The sequence below is a fragment of the Paenibacillus sophorae genome, from assembly GCF_018966525.1.
In the GTDB taxonomy this organism is placed as follows: domain Bacteria; phylum Bacillota; class Bacilli; order Paenibacillales; family Paenibacillaceae; genus Paenibacillus_AQ; species Paenibacillus_AQ sophorae.
Window position 1 is genome coordinate 916,261 of record NZ_CP076607.1, and the last position, 23,521, is coordinate 939,781.

Sequence of the window (23,521 nt, forward strand, 5' to 3'; positions counted from 1 at the left end):
TATGGCAGGAGGAGGCTGTTCCCTTAAGGGTCATGTGTGACTCGCCCGGAACAGCCTCCTGTTTTATTTGTGTTAATAATTTAATGGTTTACAGAAGCAAACGGGCCGGTCAAGGATTGCTCCTTGACCGGCCCGTTGAGCTTTACTGGATTATTCAGCCAGTCCACCTTTGACCAGCAGTTGACGAAGTACTGTAGCAATCGTCTCGCGGGTTGCCGGTGCGGTAGGATTGAATACCGAACCGGAGTCGCCGCTGATGATGCCCGCAGCAGACAGAGACTGAACGCTGTCCTTCGCGTAGCTTGCTATCTTGGCGTTATCGGTATAGATGGTGAAGGAAGGAGAGGCAGGCTTCAGTTCAATACCAGCCAGCTTCACGGCTCTATCCAGAATAACGGCCACTTCCTGACGGGAGACATTGGCCTTCGGCGCGAATTTGCCGCCTCCAACACCCAGAATCAATCCGGCCTTCGTAGCGGCTGCAACATCACCTGCATACCAATCGGTTGCCTTCACATCGGTAAAGTTAACCGATGCGTCGGTGCGCAGACCGAGCGCGCGTACGAGCAGTGCTGTAAATTCGGCGCGGGTCAGATTGCTCTTCGGCGAGAAGGTCGTTGCCGAAGTACCTCGGAAGATCAATTTGTTAGCCAGTGCCGTAATGTCCGAAGCCGCAGGCGATCCCGCGATATCGCTGAATGTTACCGGACGGCTTACAGCGGCATAAGTCGAGAAGCCCGGACGGTTAACGATAACCAGCGTCGTTCCGTCTGCTTGCGTCTTGAATACGGAAGATACCGGAGTGATCTTGCCGTTCTCTTCGAAGAGAACACCGGCCGTATTCGCGGCGATGCTTCCAGGAACGGTGAAGGATCTCTTGATGAACGTATTGCTTGGCACCGTCAGATATGTGCTGCCTGTTACCGTTGTCCAGCTTCCTTCAAAGGATACCGGAGCACCGATGACAGACGAACCGGCTGCGCCTGCCGTGAATTTGCCCGCTTCTTCCGAAGCCGGCTTAATCGACAGATCGAAGGTTGCACCTGCAGGAGCGCTGCTAAACAGCGTTACCGGCAGGGAAACCGCAGCATCCTTCGTGCTGACGATTACTTTGCTCGCGGAAGAAATTGCTGCAAGCAGCTTGACTTGATCCGCGGTCAGGCTGATCTTGGCGGCGGAACCGGTAACCGAAGGAGCCGAGATGATGACGGCGGTCTGGGCGGTAGTGGCGTTAGCCAAAGCAGCCTTCAGGTCGCTATCCGATATCGTGATGGTGGTAACGCCGTTTTGTACAGTTGTTGCAGGCGTAACGGTCACTTGCTTGAAGCCTTGATCCACTAGTGAAGCAGCGGAGTCAGGAACCGTTGGTGTCGTGGTTGTAGTTCCGCCGGATGCTCCGCCACCGCCGCTCGGAGCGCCACCGCCGGCCGATCCGCCTCCACTGCTGATGCCTGTGGAGTTATCGACACGCAGCGAGATAAAGCCGTTGTAAATATTGGTCGCTTTGCCTTGAGCGGTGATATGAGCGAACACGATATTGAGTTTGTAAATGCCGTCGGTCAGATACCCGACACTTGGTTCGCCATTGGCGTCGAATACAGGCTGGCCATCTTCATCATACTTGTAATAAGAATTATCGAGGCTTTCAAAATTATAAACCTTTGGTTCAAAATACGTAGCTTCTTTTACGGTATCGTAATAATCCTTATATCCAATGAGTTCATCATCCAAGTTGTAGACGTCGAGTTCATACAGGTTCGCGTCGTCAGCAGTCAATTTAAAGCTGAGATCCGTTGTCGCCTGAGTGCTCAGTTTCGGATAGATGACAGGATGGGTCAGCGAAATTTCCTGAATGCCCACTGGGCTGTCAGGCAGCTCAGTGCCTACATATACTGAGAAAGGAAGGTGAAGTGTAGGCAGATTAGGAGCAGTCAAGGTAACCTGTCCTTCATAGAAGCCGGATTCTGCATCATTACCCACATTCACATTCAAAGAGAATGCTTTGGACTGGTATCCAGCAACTACCAATTCAACTTGGCTCAAGTCTGCTTTAATTCCGGCTGGCTCGGTACCATGCCATTTCACGGAAGCGGTGTAAGTTAAGCTGGCACTTTCCGTATTTTTAATCTGCAGATTTTCAACCTTGGAAGCGCCGGGAGCTACGACACCAAAGTTTGCTGAAGAGTTATAGTTGATCACATTTTGAGGCTGGAAGTTTTTGTCGAGAATCGTAATTGGTTCAAGCGACTCCAGCAGTGCTGGTGTATTAATGGCGTCAGCGACATTTACACGACCGGCTCCCTGTTCGTATACGTTGTATCCGTCAAGCACCTTGGCCGTATTGGCAAGTGCTGCGCGAATTTCAAACGGCCCCCAGGTCGGATGAGCTTGTTTCAGAAGAAGGGCGAGACCGGCCACATGAGGTGAAGCCATGCTTGTTCCGCTGATACGGTTGTAGGCTTCGTCATAAGAAGCATTTTTAAACTCATCGTATTTTTGGTAAGCAGGCCAGGTTGACAGGATACCAACGCCTGGAGCGATGAAATCCGGCTTAATGCTTAAATTCGCATCGACGTTCGGACCCTCGGAAGAGAAGCTGGCGAGCGTATCGCCATCAAAATTAGTTTCGTTGTAGTTATCTCCAAAGGTAAAGGTAACATCCGGGTTGGCTATGATCGTTTTGGCGAGCAGCCGTCCCTCGCTTCCTTTCATGTCAAACGTGGGAATGCTGTTATATACGTCGCCGATATTGTTATCGATATATCCGTTACGGCCCGGGATGTCATCACTTAGATCGACTACGGATGTATTATCCTTCAAAACTGTACCGATACCGTTAAAGATAACAATCGCTTTTGCGCCGTATTTTTTGGCGTTGGCGATCTTATCGGTGAAAGTAAGCACACCGCGTGAAACAAATGCGATAGAATCCTGCAATTTGTCCGCGGGAATTTGACTGAAGTCTTTTTCTGACCCCAATCCCGCATATACCGCTTTTACAGGTTCCGTTCCGATAATGTCCTTAAAGTTGCTGTCTCCAATTTCCCAAGACATTACGTTCAAGTCGCTGTAAGTGGTATAAGTAACGCTCGTCACCGTTTCCGGATCGGTAAAGCTAGGTTGGAAATTAACGTGGAAGTTCTTCGCCGGGCTTGTAGCCGCGCCGACCGAGATACCTAATTGAGAGGTTGCGGGCGAGCCGAGCGTATTTGCGCCCGGTCCGGCATTGCCGTTGGCGATAACCGCAGTGACGCCGGAAAGGACAGCGTTATTGATCGCTATGGCATCCGGAGAGTTAACGTCCTTCTCAGCGTCGGAGCCGAGCGAGAGGTTAATGACATCCATGCCGTCTCTTACAGAGCGCTCAATTCCGTCAATAACCTGAGCGGAAGACCCGGATGCGGAACTCGGATTGGCCGGATTATAACCCAGCACTTTATAAACATAGAGGTCTGCGCCATAGGCAACGCCTTTTTGAACGATTTCGCTGGTCGGATTCGCGAACCGCCCAACGATTGTACCGGATACGTGTGTGCCGTGAGAGGTGCCTTCAAACTCCAGGTCTGCGTTAGGTTCTTCCTCGTAAGGATCATTGTCATTATAGAAAGAATCCCAACCGCCTTTATAAGCGGGAGCGATATCGGGATGCAGGTAATCTACACCCGTATCAATTACACCTACTTTGAGTCCTGCGCCTGTAATCTCTTTAGCCCAGGCTGCATCCGCCCCGATTTGGTGAAGCGGAGATGCGCCGTACTGAAGCGTTCCGTTAATCTCAGCGTCAGCCTCTTCAACGGGAATCGGATACCAGGTGCTGTTCTCATAGATCGACTTGACGCCGGGAATATCGGCAAGCTCCGGAATCTCGTTGGCGGGAACGGTTACCTCGAAGCCATTAAATACGGTGTTATATCGATAGTTGACCTTAAGATCAAGGCCTTCGTCCTTGGCTTTGTCCAGAACTGTAGATTGCTGGCTCGTGACAGCCGCTTCGGTAGCGGATTTCGCCAGGGAGGAGATACCCTGCTTCACCGCGTATTTACCTACTGCCGCTGGCTGGCCGCTAAGTTGTACGATAACGCGGACTTCCGCAGATGATTTGGTGTTGATTTTGGGCGAAATATATGTTCCTTTCGAACTTTGAAGCAAAGAGGTGCTTTTCGTAGATAATTTCGAGAACTGCGTATGCAAGCTGTCAGCCGCGAATGCCGCGCCCGGAATTGTCCCGGCTGTTAGTCCCAAAGCCAAAGACATGATAGAAAGCTTGCGTGTCAATTTGCCCCACTCCAAAAAAATCCCTCCCAAATGTTTTGTATAATGTTGATTTTCCCTGCCGCCTTGGTGGAGCGCTTATGTAGAATTCTCCTTTTCTAGTAATTCTCTTTTTATTTCCACCTAGATTAGTAGGGAAAAAGATTAAGAAGATTCTACCACCGGTAAATTGGAAAATCCAGAGAAAAATTCATTTTTCGCGCAAGCTTAGCGTGATAATGCTGAATCTGCTAGATTTTTAGCGTCAACCTATAGGCGATCGCCGTATCCTTGTGCCGGATTTTGAAGAAAAATGGGCTGAATGGGTAAAGTAATAGTGGAACCCAAGGGAAAGCAATAAGGAGGGAAAGGCTATGAGCAACAAGGAAACCAATGAAATCGGCGTTATTTACAAGGAGCGCAACGCCTTCGTCATCCGTACGGAAGAGGGGCCGATTGGAGAAATTACCTACGTGCCAAAGGACGAGCATACCTGGGTAGCCGATCATACGTATGTGTCGCCTCATTACCGGGGAGGAAATATAGCTCAGAGGCTGCTTAATAGGCTCGCGGAGGAAGCGAGAGCGGAGGGGGCCAAAATCATACCCCAGTGCTCGTATGTTGGTGTCCAGTTTAGAAGAAATCCGGAATATGAGGATGTATGGAAACATTAGAAATGTGCTTAAAAAAGGCAGATATTATAGCAGCAGCGTTTTATGGCTAAAAAAGAAGCCATCTTTCCGCATTTAAGCGGAGGATGGCTTTCTGGTTCTTCGGACCGGCCAACCGTTAGGCTTCCGACCATTCGCGCCGCAGGGTGAACAGATCCTTCAGGGCCTCGGTGGACAGCTCGGTAATCCAGCCCTCCGAGCTGGTAATGATACTGTCGCTAAGCTGCTGCTTGCTCTCCAGCATTTCATCGATCCGCTCTTCCAATGTTCCGAGGGCAATGAATTTATGCACCTGAACATCGCGCGTCTGGCCCATGCGGTAGGCGCGATCCGTCGCCTGATTCTCCACGGCGGGGTTCCACCAGCGGTCGAAATGGAACACATGGTTGGCGGCTGTCAGATTCAGGCCGACGCCGCCGGCCTTCAGGGACAGGATAAACACGGCGGGCTGCTGCGCCGTAAGCGAAGGAGCCTGATGCAGGCCGTCCGGGAAAGAGTCGTGCGGCTGCCCGTTAGAGGGCGGCGGGGATACCGGCTGATCTCTGTCCGTCGAAGTGGGCGCTGATATGCCTGGCGGGATCAGAAGCGCTTCGCGTCCAGACTGAAAGTCCTCGATCATGCGGTCCCGCGCCGATTTGGAGGTGCTTCCGTTCAGATAGAGCACGGGCTCGCGCAGTTCCTCCCGCAGCACGCGTTGCAGCATTTGGCCCATACCCACATATTGGGTGAAGATCAGACAGCGCTCTCCCTCTTCGCGCAGTTCCTTAACCATGGCGAGCAGCCGCTCCAGCTTGGCGGAGCGTTCAATCAGCAGACCCGTATCCACCGGTTCGTCAGCAGCATCTTCGTTCGCTGCCGCTTCCTTCATGATAAGCAGCGGATGATCGCACAGCTGCTTGAGCCGGGTAAGCGCGGCGAGAATGGCGCCTTTGCGCTCGATGCCCTCCAGCTTGCGCATTTTATCCATCAGCTCGTTAACCGTCTGGTCGTAAAGTGCGGCCTGCTCGGCTGTCAGATGGACATAGGTCTTCATCTCGTTCTTGTCGGGCAGGTCCAATTGAATGGCGGGATCTTTCTTCTTACGGCGCAGCATGAAGGGCTTGACCAGTTTCCTGAGATCGGCTGTCCGCTTGGCGTCGCCGTCCTTCTCAATCGGATGGATAAACCGTTCCTGAAAAGCGCGCAGCGGCCCGAGAAAGCCCGGCGTAATGAAGTCGTATATCGACCACAGCTCCGCCAGCCGATTCTCGATCGGCGTTCCGGTGAGCGCGATCCGGTGCAAGGCGGGAAAGCTGCGGACGGCGGTTGACTGCTTGGTCTGGGCGTTCTTGATATTTTGCGCTTCGTCCAGGCAAACCGCCGACCAGGTAAAGCCGGCCAGCAGCTCTTGGTCCAGCGCCGCCGTGGCATAAGAAGTAAGCACAACATCGGTATCGGCGGCTACGGCCGTGAAGCTCTCCCCGCTAAGCCGCGCACCGCCGTAATGAAGCATAACCTCAAGCGACGGCGCGAACCGCTGCAGTTCCTTCTGCCAGTTGCCGAGCACCGAGGTTGGGCAGACGATTAGCGACGGCCGCGGCCCTGCCGTTCGCTCTTCGTACTGCTCCTTTACGCGAAGCAAGTAGGAGATCAGCTGCACGGTCTTGCCAAGGCCCATATCGTCGGCAAGACAAGCGCCCAGCCCGAAGCGCCGCAGGAAGACGAGCCAGGCATAGCCCTCAAGCTGATACGAGCGCAGCTCAGCGTTCAGACCGGCAGGCGGGCCGGGCTGCGGCCAGGCCTCTTTGCCGCCAAGCTGCCCCATAAGCTTGACGAACTGCTCGTTCAGTTCCACCTCAAGCTGCAGACGCATCTCCTCTTCAGGGGCAGGGGCCTCGTCCGCATCCCCGGCTTCTTCACCGGCATTCAGGAGATGCAGCTGGAGGACGTCCTGGAAGGACAGTCCCTGGCGCTTGTCCATGCCGTCCATCGCTCTGCGGATTTGAGCGAGCAGCACGGGATCAAGCGGAACCCACTGGCCGTGGAAACGGACCAGACGCTCTCCCCGGGCGACCAGCGCCGCGAACTCCTCTTCCGTGAGGTCGGCGTCTCCGATCGAGATGCGCCAATCGAAGTCGATGATCGCATCCAGGCCCATCAGCGAGCGGCCGCCCCGGTTCTCGCTCTCCGGGCGGAGCTTCGCCTGCAGGCGCGGCTTCCTGCGGCTCGCGGTTTCCCACCAGGCCGGCAGCAGCACAAGCCAGCCTGCATCCAGCAGACGGCGGCTGTCCGCCGTCAGAAAGGTCCAGGCGGCCGCGCTGTCCAGCGGCCGGCCCAGCACGTCGCCGCCGCTGTCAAAGCGCCCTTCCGGCAGGCAGGCGCGCAGGCGCTCCAGCCAGCCTGCCGAGCGGCTCGCTACATGCGGCGACCACGGGGCGGGCCAGGCGCCATGGGCGCTGCCGTCCGCCGCCAGCTTCACAGGGACAAGCGCCGAGGCGTCGGTCTTGTCCTGCAAGACGAGCCGAATCCGCCAGGAGGATTCGGCTTTACCCGGCTCCAGCAGCTGGAGCGCGGGGCGGAACGGCGAAACATCGGCCTTCCAGCCGATGGAGACGAGCCAGGCTTCCGCGTCCATGCCGGCTGCCGCCAGACGCTTACGCTCGAACAGCATCGGGTACTCGCGCCGCAGGTCGGCGGCATGGGCTTCCGTGTCGTAATAGCGCATGGATACGGCGGCGGAGAAGGCCGCCCGGACGCCTGCTATGAAGCCGGGGTCATCCTTCAGCCGGCGAAGCGCGGCAAGCGCGTCCGGTCTGGCGGCGGGCGAGCCGCCGTTTAGTACCGTTGCGCCGCCTGCGTCGTCCGCAGCATCCTGCGGCCAGACTTCTGCCGCTTGCCGCATTCCAGTTTCCCTCGCGGACGCTTCCTGATCCGCCGCTTCCGCCGCCGTCCGAAGTGCTCTCTCATCCCAGATCCACTCCAGCCGCCCTTCACGGTATGCGGCAAGGCTTGGCACATACTGCCGTTCCTCGAGACAAAATGCCAGGCTGGGGGCCAGATCGGCGAGCGGAGCCGCTTCGCCGTCCCATGACCATCCGATATGCGACAGCAGCTGCCCGGCGGCGAAGAAAGACAGGACCTGTTCGGCGGGCAGGACGACCAGTTCGATCTCTCCGGCTTTGTGAATGGCCAGCTCGGTACCATAGAACGACTCCTCGTGCCAGGCGAAGAGCATCTGCTTCAAAGTCATACCGGAAAGGCCGTATCCGTCATCCGTCAAACCGTACAATAGTGCGTCTCCGAATTCGCTCAGTCCAATCCGGACCGTAATTTTCCGCAATTGCCCGTTCATGGTGTCAACTTTCCTTTCCGAAGCTCTTCTTGCAGCGCTCTAAGCCGGCTGTGGCGGGCGGTGAAAGAGCCGAGAAAATGCTCGAAGCGATCCTCCGCTTTCATTTTCTTATACAGCTTGCTTAGCCGCTTCAGCAGTTTTACCGCCGCTTTGTAGCTGCTTCTGTTCTTCTCTGAGACATGCCGCTCGACTGCCTGATGATAGAAGGGCAGCAGCAGCTCCGGCGCATTCTTCTCCAGCGGCTGAAGCTCCCGCACCCGGAAATCCGCAGGGTCCTTGCCGGAGCTGAGCTGGTAATCCATCCATTGCCGCCAGCGTCCGTGCGCCAGCAGCTTCTCTTCGTAAATGTCGCCGCTTAAAGGCAGCATGTCTGCCAGTAAACGCCACATTTGCGGCTCGGCGCCCGGCAGAAGCCGGACAGCCTCCTCCCAGTGCCGCGCATAGCTGTCAAGACCATGACGGCGGTGCCCGCGGAGCAGTTCGCCAGCCTCCGTAAGCCAGCTCACAAGCCGCCGCGCTTCCCCGGCTTCCGACAGCGGCTCCCAGAAAATATCTAGCCCTTCCGGATGGAATCCCGGCCGCTTAGCCGCTTCCCGGAGCAGACTTAAGGCCTCGTCATCTTCGGACAGGCAGAAATGCATCCAGGCCCGGGCGATCAGCAGGGGCTGCCGGGACGGAGATGCCGCCCGGTTGTCTTCCTCCCCTTCCAGCCGCCGCAGTTCTTCTTCGAAAAGCGCAGTATCACGCATTTCTGGAATAATCCATTTTCTCCACAGCAAATAATAAAGAGCGGAATAGAAGGTCTGCTCCTTTGATTCTGCCAGCAGCGCCCGCCGGAGAACCCCGAGTGTGTCCAATATACGGTTCCACTGTTCCGGCTCGGAGGCGGGGGACGGCTTCGTGCTGAAGAAGCGCTCGATATCATCCTGAAGCTCCGTTACGGCCAGGTGGGTGTAGTATCCGAGTGAAGGCGTAAATGTCCCCGTCCTTCCGACCACGCGGGCGGTCAGCGTTTCCAGAACAAAGAGACGGGTGTGCAAGCCGAATAGCTTCTCCAGTTCAGGGGCCATTGGCGGCTTGATGCGAAGGATTGCCGCGATCGCTTCATCCGCATATTGCGGGTTCCGGGTGTCTCCGGCAAGAGGCGATACACACCGGGCGAACAGTTCATGCCACTCGGCGACGTTCATGACCGGAATGAGGCGGCCTTGCTCCTTCAAGGCGTCCTGGCTCCCGCGCAGGGCTCCGCCCTTAGCTCCTGTGCTGCCCGGCCTGACGCTGCTTCTGTCAGCACCGCCCGGTCTATTATCCATTCTTCCGCTACTGCCCGATCCTCCGGCATACCCTGCTTCACCTCCATCAGGATAGCTTTCCACTCTATCGTCAGCGTCCGTCCCGTTACTGCTTTCCGCACCACCACCGCTGCCGGGCTCGCTGTTTCCGGCGGCCAGGGTACCGGCAGCCGAATTGTCGTGCCGTAAGCCGCTTGGTCTGCTGCCGGCGGCTTTGCCGCCCTCCGGTACGGCGCGGGCGGAGCTCATTGCCGCCCGAACCTGGGCGGACGACTTGGCATTGGCCAGCAGCTGAACCGGACGGCTCTGCGCTCCGGCGTAGTCCATCAGGACGGCCGCCATATGCTTGCATGGCCCGAGGACGGGGCAGCTGCAGCTGCTGATCGAGAGAGCGCCCAGAACAATCTCGACGCTGTATCGTTCTTTTCCGTCCACGAAGGCCGTGACGAGTCCGGGTGAACCGGCTGTCAATCCGATAACCCGGTTTTGCTTATAATATTGAAAGCCCTTTTTAAGGGTCAGGTCGTCAAAATAATACGCCGTGTCCTGGATGAGCCTGGCCCACCCGGCGTCATCAAGGGCAGGTATCGATGGCATGAAAGTATTCTCCTGTAAGCCTATAGTGACTTAATTATATCACTTCTGCTTCTGCGAGTCAGACCGAACAAAAGGACACCCGCGAAGGTGTCCCTTGTGAAAATATATTCGTTCGCCGGAAATCTCTAAGCGAGGTTTTCCTTAAACTCAAATTCCATTACGCAGTTTCTTCCGCTTTCTTTGGCTTTGTACAGCGCTTGATCCGCCTGGTCGATAAGCATCTTAATGTCGCTTGTGTCCGGCGAAACGGATGTGACGCCCAAACTGATTGTATACCTGACGCTGCCCATTTGCTCGAACGGGACGGCGGATGCCGAGATACTTTTCCGCATGATTTCCGCCAGGCTATACGCCTGCTCGGCTGCGATACCGGGTAGCAGGATAACGAATTCCTCGCCGCCGTACCGGCCGATAATGCCGCGGGGCTGAATCAATTCGGCGAGACGGCTCGCCGTTTCCTGAATGATTTTGTCACCGGCAAGATGGCCGTACCGGTCATTAATGCTCTTAAAGTGGTCGATATCGACCATGATCAGCGACAAGGGCTTATCCAAGCTCCAGCATTGGGACAAGTGCCTGTTGGCCAGACTGAGAAAATAGCTGCGGTTATACACCCCTGTCAGACCGTCGGTTGAGGCCATCCGGTTAATCTCCGAGAACAGGCGGGCATTTTCAATGGAGATGCCGACCTGCCCTGCAAAATCGCGAAGGATTTCCCTTTCACTCTCGGTAAAGTTCCTGAGGGAATAACTGTGCAGTACGACCAGACCCAGCAGACGGTCGTGGTACAGGATCGGGATTCCGATACAGGTCTTGGCGCCCGGATGAAGCTGGAAGGAGGATGCATCGGGATCAGAGTGGAGCACCAGCCTTTTTTCACGGATCAAAGCGCGGAAGAAGGGTTCCGTTTCAAGCTCCGTAAAGAGCAGTCCGCTCCATAGCCCGCTCCCAACCGAGGTTTTCGGCACGTACCCTTCCCCGTTCTTTAACAGAATAAAGCCGTTCTCGCAGACGGTTATATTGGACAGGCTGGTCAAGGTGTAATGAAGAAGCTTGTCCAAATCGTAGGTTGAAGTCAGTTCTTTCGTCGTTTCATGCAGTTTTTTGAGCAGGATTCCCTGCTTCTCTTCCAGCAGTTTTTCTTGCTTGATGAGGTTAAAGCGGTCCGCCAGTGCTACTGACAAGAGAATGGTCTCGGCTACCGAGCCGAACCGTACAGAATATAGCGACAGAAAGTTCAAGGGAAGCAGCTTGTAAGCGGCCAAAATATTTAGCGCGGAGCCGGCAAACAGCACGAGCCATGCCAAAGTATAGAAAAAGACGGATCGCATCCGAAACCGGACGGCCGCTATCGCCGACAGGCAGAGCAAAATGCTGGCGGTTGCAAGGTAGACGGCTAATTTGGTGCATAAGCCCGGCGTCATAAATATCATACTAGGCAGCGTCAGAACAAGTCCGGCTATAAAGGCGCAAATAATTTTGTCGACTCGCGGCGAATATTTCGGAACCGACAGGAAGCTCCGCGAGAACGCACATGTGAACAGACAGGTCAATACGATAAAGACGGGATTGGATTTCAGGTCCCAAGCGGGATGCCCCGGCCATAAATATTGGTAGGCGAATCCGTCCCAAACCGCCTGCATTATCGCAAACGAAACGATAAAGAGCACATAGTACAGATAAACCCTGTCCCTTATCGACACATAAAGAAAGCTGTTGTACAGCGCCATTGCGAACATAATCCCGTAATACATGCCGAACAGAAGACCCGAGTGCTGCTCGCTTTCGATAAAGCTCTGCGTCTCCCACAGCTTCATCGGAAGCTGAAGATAAGTGTCGGTTTGAATCTGAAAATATAGCCGCTGCCCGGATTCGGGAGAAAACGAAAGGTCGAAAATAAAATTCCGATGATTGAAGACCCGCTCGTTGAAGGGCAGACTTCTGCCTGTGCGGATCTGGCGCAAAAAATGGCGTTCGTCGTCAAACTGGTACAGGGTCACCCGGCTGAGCTGGGGTTTGCTCAGTTCCAGCAGAAGTTCTCTTGTCCTGGAAGAGGCATTGAACAGGTCCAGCTCGACCCAATAAGTCGAACCTCTAATCGAGCCGCCGAGTCCGCTGGTCTTGTACGGCACGAATAACGAATCCATTGCCGGACTTGCAACATCCTTGATCGTGAGCTGTCCGTCTTTGTCCTCCCATATTTTCAAATCGTCCTGAAGATCCGTATTTGTACGGAGGCTGCCGAGTCCGGCGGCCTCTTCCAGACGGGCCGAATCCGCCGTCTGACTCCAGAGAAGCATAAGCAGAGCGACGACTAGTCCGAATACGAGCAATCCAATCCGGCCTATACGGAATTTTGAAGCTGCCGAAGATGCGGTTAATGTAGCCTTCATCTTCTTCTGTCAGGTGGACGATTTGATGCCGGCGAGGTCGATTTCGATTTCTTCCCTGAATGAGCCTTTAAGGAGCGACAGATGTCCGTCCGAGGAGAAATCGCTCGGCATAAATCCGTTGATAACGGCATTCGGGTCGAGCAGGCCCATCTTGATGTAAGACTCGGCGACAAGCTCGCTGCAGGTATAGTTGTCCAGTTTGGAACGAATCTTGAAGATCCGGCCTTCAAGGACCTCCAGAATCATTTTCCATTCGCCGGGGTTGGGAATGCCATGCAGCTCCGTAAACAGGGCGTGCAGGCTCGAAATCATCTCTTCGCTCCGCTTAACCTTCAGGGGCCTTACGGCGTAGCGGGGCGGAACATAGGGGGTGACGTCGCTTCCGTAGGTTTCCAGCCTTTTCTGCAAATCTACCAGCTTCGGCCCCGTGAGATGATCGTTCATCAAGACGTCCGGCAGATTCGTCAAAGCTGTGGATTCCCACAGCAGCGGAACCTCGATCTCTGGAATCCGAACTACCATGGCAACATGGGACCACAGGCTGCCTTCCAGCTTTTCGACAAGCTTGCTGATTTCATATTGTCCGCTGAAAAGAATCAAATCGCCCGTCCGCAGTTCCGATTGTATTTGCGAGTATGGTATTTTTTGCATATCCAACGCCCCCTAAAGTAGGTCTCCATTTTCTTTATTACGAGTTCGACAGGTTGGAATAATACTCCTGTTTAACTTTAAGAAAAAAGAGATTTTTATCACAGTGCGCCTGTAGGCTGGATCGAAATTCGCTGCATGTGAAACTCGGGGCAGGAACGCTATTGCGTGAAACAGCTGCACCCCCAACATATGGGTGGCGCAGCCGTTTTTTTGCGCAGGTTATACGTAAATTATAGGGCCTCGACGATGGTCTCGGCAGAGTCCTCTTTCTTCTGGGACAGTACCTCTTTTTTAAGGAACCAGCAGATGAAGAAAGTAATAATAACAAAAACCAGCGAGATAGAGAACACATTCTGGAAGGCGTGCGTGAACACGGTTTTGACTTCGGTCAGCAGCTGCGGCGAGATGCCGGGTGGGATTCCGCCCGCCGCCAGATTCTCCGATGTGCCGGCAGGCAGCTGGCTGCTGAGCGGTTCCACGCCTTTGCTGATGTGGCCGGAGAGCAGGCTGCCGAACACGCTGAGCCCGATGGTTGCCCCGAGCGATTGAAACAGCTGGACTGTGGATAGGGCGATGCCAGTGTTCAGCTAAAGACTGAGCTGTCGTATTCTTGCCTTCTTATTCGGCCGGCCTGCCCCGGCTCGGCGCAATGCGTTATAATGGCGGTGTGGAGGGATGCATCATGGATCAGGCATTATTCGACCTTGTCTATCAGGCTGTCGTCCAGCGCGACGCACGGTATGACGGGATTTACTATACCGGAGTTCGGACCACCGGCATTGTATGCCGGCCATCCTGCCGGGCCAGAACGCCAAAGCCGGACAATGTAACGTTCTATCCGTCGCTGGAGGAGGCGCTTCAGGCGGGCTTCCGCCCATGCAAAAGATGCCGTCCCGAGGAGGGCGGGCCGCTGCGCCCGGACGCCGTACTGGCGGCCCAGGCCGATGCCGTGATCAACGCCGAGTACGGAGAGCGGCTGACGCTGAACAGCTTGGCCGAGCGGCTGAAGGTCAGCGCCTCTCATCTTCACCGCACCTATAAGGAGGTGACCGGACTTACTCCGGCCGCCAAGCTGGATCAGGTGCGGCTGGACAAGGCCTGCGGGCTTCTGCGCCTCAGCCGGATGCCCGTGTCCGATATCGGCAGGACGGTCGGCTTTCGCGGCGCTTCCCATTTTGCCGCCTGGTTTCACCGGCACGCGGGAGCTTCACCTACGGAATACAGAGAACGAGTTCAAGGAGGAATGGCGGATGAGCCAGAATACGATATACCGGCACACTCTTAATTTTGGGGGCCGGGCATGGACGCTGTGGGGCGGCGCAGATGGGCTGTGCCGCCTGTCCTTTCAGCATGATACGGAGGAAACGGCAAAGGCCTGGCTGGATCGCTACGCTCCCGGCAGCGGCGTGGCCGACGATAAACGGCCCTTTGAGGAATGGGGGGTGATTCGTCTGCTGGAGGACTACTTTGCCGGGCATCGTACGGACTTCCAGGAGCTGCCGCTTGATCTCCGGGGAACGGCTTTTCAGCGGCAGGTATGGACGGCGCTGGCCGATATCCCGTATGGCGCGGTCATTACGTACGCGGAGCTGGCGGAGAGGATCGGCCGACCCAAGGCGATGCGCGCCGTGGGCGCGGCGAACGGCCGCAACCCGCTTCCGGTGTTTCTTCCCTGCCACCGGGTCATTGGGGCGAACGGCACTCTGACGGGCTATGCCGGAGGGCTTCGGCTCAAGCAGGAGCTGCTCGAACTCGAAGGAATCGCCCATGTGGCGGCGGCTGGACATGAACGATTTGCTTTTTGAGCTTCCGCTTCCGGAGCTGTTCAATTGGGAAGCATGTCTCGAATATATGGCGCGTTCACCGCTGGAATGTCTATATAGAACGGATGGCGAAGGGGTCACCCGCCTGCTTCGGGCGGATGGGGCGGCGCTGCTGGTCCGGCTGACAGCCCCCGACCCGGGGCTGCTGCGGGTGGAGCTGCTGGAAGGAGAGCGGCCCGGGGAAGCGGGATTGGAAGACCTGGCGCATTATATCCGCGACTGGTACGACCTGGACCGCGACTTGCGGCCGTTCTATAAGCTGGCGGAAGGCGATCCTTTGCTCGGGCCGCTTACGGAACGTTTCCGGGGCCTGCGTATTGTCGGCATCCCCGATTTGTTCGAGGCCTTGTGCTGGGCGATTCTCGGGCAGCAGGTTAATTTGGCCTTTGCGTATAAGCTGAAGGCGCGGATTGCGGAGGGCTATGGCGAGTCCGTTCTGTGGTCGGGACATCGCTACCATCTGTTCCCGCCGCCGGAGTTGCTTCTTGGCGCGGCGGAGGAGGATTTATGCGCACTCCAGCTTAGCCGGAGCAAGGCGCGGACGATCCTTGCGGTCGCGGATCTTATGGCTGGCGGTTCGCTGAGCCGGGAGGAGCTGCTGGCTCTTGGCTCGCCGGAGGAAGCCGAGGCAAGACTTACAGCGGTGAGGGGAATCGGCCCCTGGACCGCCCAGTACGTGAGGATGCGCTGCCTGCGCGACGCCACGGCTTTTCCCACCGGGGATGTCGGCCTGCACAATGCCGTTAAATCGGCGCTTGGGATGGACAGAAAGCCGACGCTACCTGAACTGCGGAAGCTGTTCGCGGCCTGGCAGGGCTGGGAAGCGTATGCGACCTTTTATTTGTGGCGGGTGCTTTATTAATAGAGGGGAAAGTCGCCCAATCTGTGCTGCGGGGAAGAGAGCGGAGCCGAAAAAGACAAATAAACTTCGGCTAAGGCCGAAGCTTGAGGGTTCCTGCGTGATACTCTGTTTCACTGTTTGGACTGAGTGGGGCTGGTATTGGCTACCGCAGGGAGCATTTTCTCGCCTTTTTCCATCGGTGAGTTACACAAGGAGCAGGTGGGCTGAACTAAAAAGACAAAATTGTCCCTCATCCAACCGTTGCAGCTTTTGTTCGTACAGGACCATATGGCCGTGAGTTCTTCCGGAATATCCTCCAGAGGCCTTTTCCGTGAATAGTACAAGAAGCATCCCTCTTTCTCTCCCGGATTATTGCAGTAAAAAACAAACGCCCCAAACGCTAGGTTCGGGGCGTGCTTTCGGATTTACAGCTTAACGACGTTCTCAGCTTGCGGACCGCGGTTGCCTTGAACGATGTTGAACTCAACGCGTTGACCTTCATCAAGTGTCTTGAAGCCTTCGCTTACGATTGCGCTGAAATGCACGAATACGTCGCTGCCGCCTTCAACTTCGATAAAGCCAAAGCCTTTGTCTGCGTTAAACCATTTTACTGTTCCTGTTTCCATTGTAGAAAACCTCCTTATTTTTGAACATGACCTTATTATTTACTTAAAAATAAAAAATCACATATTGCACAAGGTTAAGCGCTCAAAATCATAACCCTCCGCAATATGTGAGTTCAGGTCAAAATTCCAATGGAGTAATCATATCACACTCTCTGAACGGATGCAACTTCATATTTAAACTTGATTTAAAAATGCTTTCATAATGATGGGGTGGCCGGATCTGTTCAATCCAGCCATGCTTCCTTCAGTGCCTTGATGCCGTCGTCAATGCGCTCCTCCGGTATTCCTCCGAAGCCAAGAATAAATGATGGTTCCGTCCAGGCGGGCCGGTTCCACCAGGTATAACCCATCGGCGCGATCCGGACATCGGCCTCCCTTGCCGCCGCTGCAAGCTCCTCTTCCGCGCCACCGCTCTTGATGGTAAGCAGCAGATGAAAGCCGGCGTTCCTGCCCTGCCATGAGAGCGGAATTCTGCCTGCTGGAAGAGGAATACAGGAAGAAGTTCCGCAGTGAAGGTCAAAAAAGGTCAAATTAATCAAAACACTAAAATTTTGCATTAAAAATGCCTGAAGACGCCGGAATTCGGCGTTTTTTGCGTTGAAATCGGTTTTGAGCATCAGAGGGGCAGAGTTTATAATAAAGCTGTAAGGTCAAATAAAGTCAAAGTCAAGAAAGGGGAATGAAAGATGTTTGATTTGGTTCCTTTTGGTAAACGGCGTGAAGAGGCTTTTGGCCAACTGACCAAGTCCTTGAATGACATGTTCGGGGATGATTTCTTCGCTCCGTTCAAGAGTTCCACTTTGTCTTTCCGAACCGATATCCGCGAAAGCGAGAATGCCTACCTGATCGAAGCCGAGCTGCCGGGCTTTGCCAAAGAAGATATCGAGATTGATTACACAGCGCCGTATATGACGATCAAGGCTGTGCGCAAGGAAGAAACCACCGAGGAAAATCAAGGCCGGCAGATTGTCCGCAAAGAACGCCGGTATGGCGAGTATGTGCGCAGATTCTACGTGCAGGATATCGAAGAAAATGGCATCCGCGCTTCGCTGAAGGACGGATTGCTGATGCTTGAAGTGCCGAAGCGGCAGAAACCGCAGGGTAGACGCATTGAGATTCGGGACGGCGAATAATCGCCTAAAGCGGTAATGGAAGATAAGTAATGTGTTGAATAATATATACGAGGAGCGCATTGTAGATGGATTTCCGGCTATAATGCGTTTTTTTAAATATAAGACTTTATAAGCTACGCGCCTATCGTTTGGTCTTATATTTTTACGAGAAACGTACCTGCGTCTTGAAAAGACGCCGTCAGGCGTTTCTTCTTACGAAACTGCTTCCGCTTTGGATCGGATTTGGATTACAGTGCCGTGAAAACGGGGAAATAAAGAATAGAGGGGAAGGGAGGGGGCCAGGATGGCGGAATCCGATTTCTATAGTGTGCTTGGCGTCAGTAAGGATGCATCCAAACAGGAGATTAAAAAAGCGTACCAGAAGCTCGCCAAGCAGTGGCATCCCGACGTGAATAAGGACTCGAAAGCGGAAGAACGCTTCAAAAAAATAGCCGAGGCGTATGAAACGCTTGGGAACGAGGAGAAGCGCAAAGCCTACGACGAAGCTCTAAAATACGGCTTCGGGCGCGGACCATCGGGTGGAGAAGCCTCTTGGGAATCGCCGTTCGGCGAAGGCTGGAGCGGCAGTTATTCTTTCAGCGGCGCGGACATTCCGGACGGCGACCTGTTTGAGATGTTGTTCGGCGGCAGGGGAGGAGCTGAGCGGGGAAGCTTCGACTTTTTCTCGGGCGGAAGGCGTCCGGGAGCCGGCGGAATGGGCGGAATGGGCGGCATGATGGAGGCGCAGCTCGACGTTACGCTGGAGCAGGCCTATAAGGGCGGCAGCGTCAGCGTTCAGGCCGGAGGGCGGACGGTGACTGTGAACATCCCGCCTCGTTCGGGTGACGGTACAGTGGTTTCTGTGCCGGGAAGCGGAGAGCGCGGACGGCAAGGAGAGGCCGATATGCTGATCGTCCTGCATATCCGTGCCCATGACACTTATGAAGTAAGCGGCGGAGACCTGCGGGGAATCCTGCAAATTGCTCCCTGGCAGGCCGTACTTGGCGGAGGAGCGAAGGTATCCTTGCCGGACGGAAGCGCGGTTAAGCTGAAGGTTCCGGCGGGCATCCGGAGCGGCAAGACGCTGCGGATACCAGGCAAGGGGCTGAAGCGGGAAAACGGAGCGAATGGAGACGTGCTGCTTGACATCGAGATCAATGTCCCTGAATCGGTAAGCGAGGCTGAGAAGCAGCTCTACCAGCAGCTTGAGCATTCCTCAAGCTTTCAGGCGGGCGCCAAGAAGCGGGGCGCCGAAGCCAAGCGCCGAGGGACCGCGGCCGGGTGACCGGAGACGAGGGCAGACTGAAGAACAATGATTCCAAGAAGGGAATGAGGCAGGAATGGACTTCAATAAATTAACGCAAAAGCTGCAGGAGGCAGTTGCATCCGCGCAGTCATTGGCTGCGGGCGCAGGTCACCAGGAGATTGATAATCCGCACCTGCTTAAAGCGCTGCTCGAGCAGCATGAGGGGCTGCTCCCCCGGCTGCTGCAAAAGATGAACGTGCCGGTGGACGATCTGCTGCGCCGCACGGATGAGCTGCTCCGGCGTAGGGCCTCCGTCGGCGGCGCGGGCGCCGGAACGGTGCGGCGGTACGCTTCGTCCACGCTGATCGCCACGCTGGAACAGGCCGAGAAGGAAGCGGCGGCCATGCAGGATGAATTCGTGGCGGTGGAGCATGCCGTGCTGGCGATGGTATCCGGCAGCGGCGGGAATGCGGATATCCGCCGTATTTTCGAAGCCCAGGGCGTGACGCGCGAGAAGCTGCTGCAGGTTTTGGCGGAGATTCGCGGGCATCAGCGGGTGACAAGCCGGGAGCCGGAAGCGACCTATGAGGTGCTGGAGAAGTACGGCCGCGACCTCGTCGCCGAAGTACGGGCGGGCAAGGTTGATCCGGTAATCGGCCGTGATGGCGAGATCCGTCGGGTCATCCGGATTCTCTCCCGGAAGACGAAGAATAATCCGGTGCTCATCGGCGAGCCGGGCGTCGGTAAGACTGCCATCGTGGAAGGCCTGGCCCACCGGATCGTCCGGCGCGACGTGCCGGAGGGATTGAAGGACAAGACGATTTTCTCCCTCGATATGAGCGCGCTTGTCGCCGGTGCGAAGTACCGCGGCGAGTTCGAGGAGCGGCTTCAGGCCGTCCTGAAAGAAATCAAGGAAAGCGACGGCCGGATTATCCTGTTCATCGACGAGCTGCATACGATTGTCGGCGCGGGCAAGACCGAAGGGGCGATGGATGCGGGCAACATGCTGAAGCCGATGCTGGCCCGGGGTGAGCTGCACTGTATCGGCGCGACGACGCTCGACGAGTACCGCAAGTATATTGAGAAGGACCCGGCGCTGGAACGCCGGTTCCAGCAGGTAATGGTCAGCGAACCGGACGTCGAGGATACGATCTCGATTCTGCGCGGCCTGAAAGAGCGGTTCGAGGTGCATCACGGGGTCAAAATCCATGACAGCGCATTGGTCGCGGCGGGCGTGCTGTCGAACCGCTACATTACCGACCGTTTCCTGCCCGACAAGGCGATTGACCTCGTCGACGAGGCCTGCGCAATGATCCGGACGGAGATTGACTCCATGCCGGGCGAAATGGATGAAGTGACGCGGCGGCTGATGCAGATGGAAATTGAAGAAGCCGCGCTCAAAAAAGAGACCGACGACGCCAGCAAACGCCGCCTGGAGTCGCTCCAGCGGGAGCTGGCGGATCTCAAGGAGAAGCATCTGGAAATGACCGCGCGCTGGGAGAAGGAAAAGTCGGCCATTTCCGGAGTCCGTGAGCTGAAGAAGAAACTGGAGCAGGCGCGCATGGATCTGGAGCGCGCCCAGGAAGAATACGACCTGAACAAATCGGCCGAGCTGAGCTATGGCATCATCCCCGACCTTGAACGGCAGGTGAAGGCGGCCGAGGAAGCGGCCCAGCAGGATGGCGATTCCCGGCTGCTCCGCGAGGCGGTGACCGAGGATGAGATCGCCGACATCGTCTCCCGCTGGACCGGCGTTCCGGTCAGCCGGCTCGTCGAGGGCGAGCGAGACAAGCTGCTGCGGCTGGAAGAGACGCTGCATGAACGCGTCGTCGGCCAGGACGAAGCGGTGTCGCTGGTATCTGACGCCGTGCTGCGGGCGAGAGCGGGCATCAAGGACCCGAACCGGCCGATCGGTTCGTTCCTGTTCCTCGGTCCGACCGGCGTCGGCAAGACCGAGCTGGCGAAGGCGCTGGCGGCGGCGTTGTTCGACCGTGAGGACGGAATGATCCGCATCGACATGTCGGAGTACATGGAGAAGCACAGCGTGTCCCGGCTCGTCGGCGCGCCTCCGGGATATGTCGGCTACGAAGAAGGCGGCCAGCTTACGGAAGCGGTGCGGCGCCAGCCATACACGGTCGTCCTGCTGGACGAAGTGGAGAAGGCCCATCCGGACGTGTTCAACATCCTGCTGCAGCTGCTCGATGACGGCAGACTGACGGATTCGCAAGGACGGATTGTCGATTTCAAGAATACGATTATCATCATGACGTCTAACATCGGCTCGCCTCATTTGATTCAGGGCACCGACGATAACGGCGACCTTACGCCCGCGGTCAAGGAGCGCGTTATGCGCGAGCTGCGCGGCCATTTCCGCCCCGAGTTCCTGAACCGGGTAGACGACATCGTGATGTTCAAGCCGCTGTCGCTTGACGAAATCCGGCAGATCGTCGGCAAGCTGGTGGACGGCCTGCGGGGGCGTCTGGCCGAGCGCCAGGTCGGCCTTGTCCTCACGGACGAAGCGGTGCGTTTTATCGCGAAGGAGGGCTTCGATCCCGTATATGGCGCGCGGCCGCTGAAGCGGTTCATCCAGCGCAGCCTGGAAACCCGGGTTGCCCGGGCGCTGATCTCCGGCGAAGCGGGCGAAGGCTCCGTGCTGAAGGTTAGCGAGGAAGACGGCGGACTGACAGTAACGATTGAGAAACCGGAAGCCGCGCCGATTGGCAAAGCGTAATACCGATTTCGAAAGCATGCCCACGAACAGGACCTCCCGAAACCTTCAAGGTAAAGGGAGGTCCCTGTTTTTTATGTGGTATATTATTTAACATCATATGATATGAAATAAGAGGAAATGGCCGAATTTTATCCCCGAAGGACAAGAAACCCCACTCGCTTTTGGTAAGAGGGCACATTGTCCGGGTTCTTTCTCCTGCGTTACCATGGGTTAAACTCATTATTCCGTTGCTTTCAGATTGATATCGCCTGCTGTAACGGTGAACAAAAATGGGATACTAACCAGGAGCATAGGAGGAACCCTCATGGTATTAATGCAGACAATGACTGTGCTTGAAGCGCTCGACAGTACTTTCGTGAACGGAGAGGCGGTGGGCAGACTGTTCGCCGGTTTTCCGGGAGTTTCCGTTAGCGTAACCACGGTGGAAGGCGACAAAGGCAGCACCGATTTTATTAAAATATTGATTCCGGGCACGGATGGCAAAAGCAAGGGCGGAAGCGCCCCGACATTCGGCATTGTGGGCCGTCTCGGGGGAATCGGCGCGCGTCCGAGCCGGATTGGTATTGTCTCCGATGCGGACGGTGCGGTCGCGGCGGTCGCGTCCGCTTTGAAGCTGGCGGAAATGCAGGCTAAAGGAGATTCGCTGCCCGGAGATGTAATCATCACCACGCATATTTGTCCGGACGCCCCTACGCTGCCGCATGAACCCGTTGATTTCATGGATTCTCCGGTCGATATTCTTGTGATGAACCGCTATGAAATCATGCCGGAGATGGAAGCGATTTTGTCCATTGACACGACCAAAGGCAATCGTGTTGTTAATCATAAAGGCATTGCCATCTCACCGACGGTGAAGGAGGGTTATATTCTTCGCGTCAGTGAGGATCTTTTGCGGATTATGGAGATGACCACGGGCATTCCGCCCGTCACTTTCCCTGTAACGACTCAGGACATTACGCCTTACGGGAACGGATTGTATCATATCAACTCGATTCTTCAACCGGCGGTTGCCACAGATGCTCCGGTAGTTGGAGTGGCCGTTACGGCGCAGTCCGTTGTCCCGGGATGCGGAACCGGCGCCAGCCATGAGGTCGATATCGCCTCGGCCGTACGTTTTGCGGTGGAGACGGCCAAGGAAGTGACGTCCGGTACCTGCAGCTTCTACAATCCGGAAGAGTTCAGCCGCATCACGGCGCTGTACGGTTCCATGAAGAAGCTTCAGACTCAGGGACAAGGGGCGCAGGTCGGCTGATGATACGTACGGGATTCGAAGCATCCGCTGCGCTGGGGATGATTACGATCGGGCAGGCGCCAAGAAACGATGTCGCCCCATACCTTCTGCGCCAGCTTGAAGGCAGAGCCAGGCTTATTCAGGCGGGAGTGCTTGACGGATGGAGCGAGGAGGAGATCAAGGCCAAGCTTGCGCCCGGCCCGGGGGATTACGCTCTAACGTCCAGGTTGGCGGATGGCGGTGCAGCCGTCGTTGCCCGCGACAAGGTGCTTCCCATCCTTCAAGGGAAGATCGACGCGATGGAGGTGGAAGGCATCCGCCAGATTCTTCTGCTCTGCACCGGCGTATTTCCCGGCCTGCGGACCCGTTCGTCCTTTCTGATCGAACCGGACCGGATACTTACCCCGGCGGTGGCCGCTCTTGTCGGCGGACGGCGTCTTGGCGTGATTTGTCCGCTGGAAGAGCAAGCGGACAGCTTGATGGACAAATTCGCCGAGTATGGGCTGCGGCCCGTCTTCGCCGAAGCCTCGCCCTATACTGGAGAGGAAGAAGACTTTGGCAGAGCTGCGGGGGCCCTTCAAGGAAGAGCGGATGTTCTGCTGCTGGATTGCATGGGATATACGGAGCGGCACAGGGAGAGCATAGCCCGCGCCTCCGGGCTGCCAGTTATTCTCTCCAACACGCTGATGAGTAAGCTCGTCTCCGAAATTTTGGCATAAAGGATG

General features: G+C 56.1%; 18 protein-coding genes. 9 read left to right on the top strand and 9 right to left on the bottom strand.

All coding sequences use genetic code 11. From position 1 onward, the window contains the following. Window positions 1–150: 150 nt before the first annotated feature. The gene (locus KP014_RS04465) at window positions 151–4,290 is read right to left on the bottom strand and encodes a S8 family serine peptidase (RefSeq protein WP_036593459.1); all 4,140 of its coding nucleotides are present in this window, start codon (window positions 4,288–4,290) and stop codon (window positions 151–153) included. 335 nt (window positions 4,291–4,625) lie between these two features. Between KP014_RS04465 and KP014_RS04470 the strand changes: the two genes are divergently transcribed. Further along, window positions 4,626–4,925 (top strand): GNAT family N-acetyltransferase, encoded by a 300-nt coding sequence (locus KP014_RS04470; RefSeq protein ID WP_051499812.1) that lies wholly within the window; start codon window positions 4,626–4,628, stop codon window positions 4,923–4,925. A 115-nt stretch (window positions 4,926–5,040) separates the two neighbouring features. On the opposite strand, the gene KP014_RS04475 is transcribed toward KP014_RS04470, so the two are convergent. The 5 genes from KP014_RS04475 to KP014_RS04495 all read right to left on the bottom strand — a co-directional run bounded on the left by KP014_RS04475 (window position 5,041) and on the right by KP014_RS04495 (window position 13,704). Further along, window positions 5,041–8,253 carry a DEAD/DEAH box helicase gene (locus tag KP014_RS04475; RefSeq protein ID WP_090834219.1) on the bottom strand — a complete coding sequence of 1,071 codons (3,213 nt, stop codon included), beginning with the start codon at window positions 8,251–8,253 and terminating at the stop codon, window positions 5,041–5,043. Further along, on the bottom strand, window positions 8,250–10,142 hold the full coding sequence (locus tag KP014_RS04480; protein WP_090834220.1) for an SWIM zinc finger family protein: 1,893 nt from the start codon (window positions 10,140–10,142) through the stop codon (window positions 8,250–8,252). The genes KP014_RS04475 and KP014_RS04480 overlap by 4 nt, the downstream gene beginning before the upstream one ends. 125 nt (window positions 10,143–10,267) lie before the next feature. Continuing rightward, window positions 10,268–12,535, bottom strand: a complete 2,268-nt coding sequence (locus tag KP014_RS04485; RefSeq protein ID WP_036594604.1) for a sensor domain-containing diguanylate cyclase — start codon at window positions 12,533–12,535, stop codon at window positions 10,268–10,270. 9 nt (window positions 12,536–12,544) lie between these two features. Then, window positions 12,545–13,186 carry a hypothetical protein gene (locus tag KP014_RS04490; protein WP_051499987.1) on the bottom strand — a complete coding sequence of 214 codons (642 nt, stop codon included), beginning with the start codon at window positions 13,184–13,186 and terminating at the stop codon, window positions 12,545–12,547. 230 nt (window positions 13,187–13,416) lie between these two features. Further along, window positions 13,417–13,704, bottom strand: coding sequence for a hypothetical protein (locus KP014_RS04495; RefSeq protein ID WP_090834221.1), 288 nt, complete (start codon window positions 13,702–13,704; stop codon window positions 13,417–13,419). Between the two features lie 164 nt (window positions 13,705–13,868). On the opposite strand from KP014_RS04495, the gene KP014_RS04500 reads away from it, so the two are divergent. From KP014_RS04500 to KP014_RS04510, 3 genes are read left to right on the top strand one after another with little or no spacing between them, the layout of a single operon-like run. After that, a complete protein-coding gene (locus KP014_RS04500) occupies window positions 13,869–14,471 on the top strand; it encodes a bifunctional transcriptional activator/DNA repair enzyme AdaA (RefSeq protein ID WP_090834222.1) in 603 nt (200 codons plus the stop codon). Next, entirely contained in the window at window positions 14,437–14,991 is a 555-nt protein-coding gene (locus tag KP014_RS29015) for a methylated-DNA--[protein]-cysteine S-methyltransferase (protein ID WP_090834223.1), read from the top strand. The genes KP014_RS04500 and KP014_RS29015 overlap by 35 nt, the downstream gene beginning before the upstream one ends. Further along, on the top strand, window positions 14,972–15,871 hold the full coding sequence (locus tag KP014_RS04510) for a DNA-3-methyladenine glycosylase family protein (RefSeq protein ID WP_090834224.1): 900 nt from the start codon (window positions 14,972–14,974) through the stop codon (window positions 15,869–15,871). Before KP014_RS29015 ends, KP014_RS04510 begins: the two co-directional genes overlap by 20 nt. A gap of 110 nt (window positions 15,872–15,981) precedes the next feature. Here KP014_RS04510 and KP014_RS04515 read toward each other — a convergent pair whose 3' ends face one another. From KP014_RS04515 to KP014_RS04525, 3 genes are all read right to left on the bottom strand, one after another. Beyond that, window positions 15,982–16,194, bottom strand: coding sequence for a cold-shock protein (locus KP014_RS04515; protein ID WP_090834225.1), 213 nt, complete (start codon window positions 16,192–16,194; stop codon window positions 15,982–15,984). 81 nt (window positions 16,195–16,275) lie between these two features. After that, window positions 16,276–16,476 carry a cold-shock protein gene (locus KP014_RS04520; RefSeq protein WP_025332779.1) on the bottom strand — a complete coding sequence of 67 codons (201 nt, stop codon included), beginning with the start codon at window positions 16,474–16,476 and terminating at the stop codon, window positions 16,276–16,278. Between the two features lie 224 nt (window positions 16,477–16,700). Then, window positions 16,701–17,033 (bottom strand): hypothetical protein, encoded by a 333-nt coding sequence (locus KP014_RS04525; protein WP_139210599.1) that lies wholly within the window; start codon window positions 17,031–17,033, stop codon window positions 16,701–16,703. Window positions 17,034–17,162: 129 nt separating this feature from the next. Here KP014_RS04525 and KP014_RS04530 point away from each other — a divergent pair, with 129 nt between their 5' ends. The 5 genes from KP014_RS04530 to KP014_RS04550 all read left to right on the top strand — a co-directional run bounded on the left by KP014_RS04530 (window position 17,163) and on the right by KP014_RS04550 (window position 23,515). Further along, window positions 17,163–17,609 (top strand): Hsp20/alpha crystallin family protein, encoded by a 447-nt coding sequence (locus KP014_RS04530; RefSeq protein WP_036605097.1) that lies wholly within the window; start codon window positions 17,163–17,165, stop codon window positions 17,607–17,609. Window positions 17,610–17,892: 283 nt separating this feature from the next. Further along, window positions 17,893–18,873 carry a DnaJ C-terminal domain-containing protein gene (locus tag KP014_RS04535; protein ID WP_051500530.1) on the top strand — a complete coding sequence of 327 codons (981 nt, stop codon included), beginning with the start codon at window positions 17,893–17,895 and terminating at the stop codon, window positions 18,871–18,873. Window positions 18,874–18,928: 55 nt separating this feature from the next. Then, entirely contained in the window at window positions 18,929–21,565 is a 2,637-nt protein-coding gene (gene clpB, locus KP014_RS04540; protein WP_090834226.1) for an ATP-dependent chaperone ClpB, read from the top strand. Window positions 21,566–21,869: 304 nt separating this feature from the next. Then, entirely contained in the window at window positions 21,870–22,817 is a 948-nt protein-coding gene (locus KP014_RS04545) for a DUF1177 domain-containing protein (RefSeq protein ID WP_090834227.1), read from the top strand. Beyond that, on the top strand, window positions 22,817–23,515 hold the full coding sequence (locus KP014_RS04550; RefSeq protein WP_036594326.1) for an AroM family protein: 699 nt from the start codon (window positions 22,817–22,819) through the stop codon (window positions 23,513–23,515). The genes KP014_RS04545 and KP014_RS04550 overlap by 1 nt, the downstream gene beginning before the upstream one ends. The last annotated feature ends 6 nt before the right edge of the window (window positions 23,516–23,521 follow it).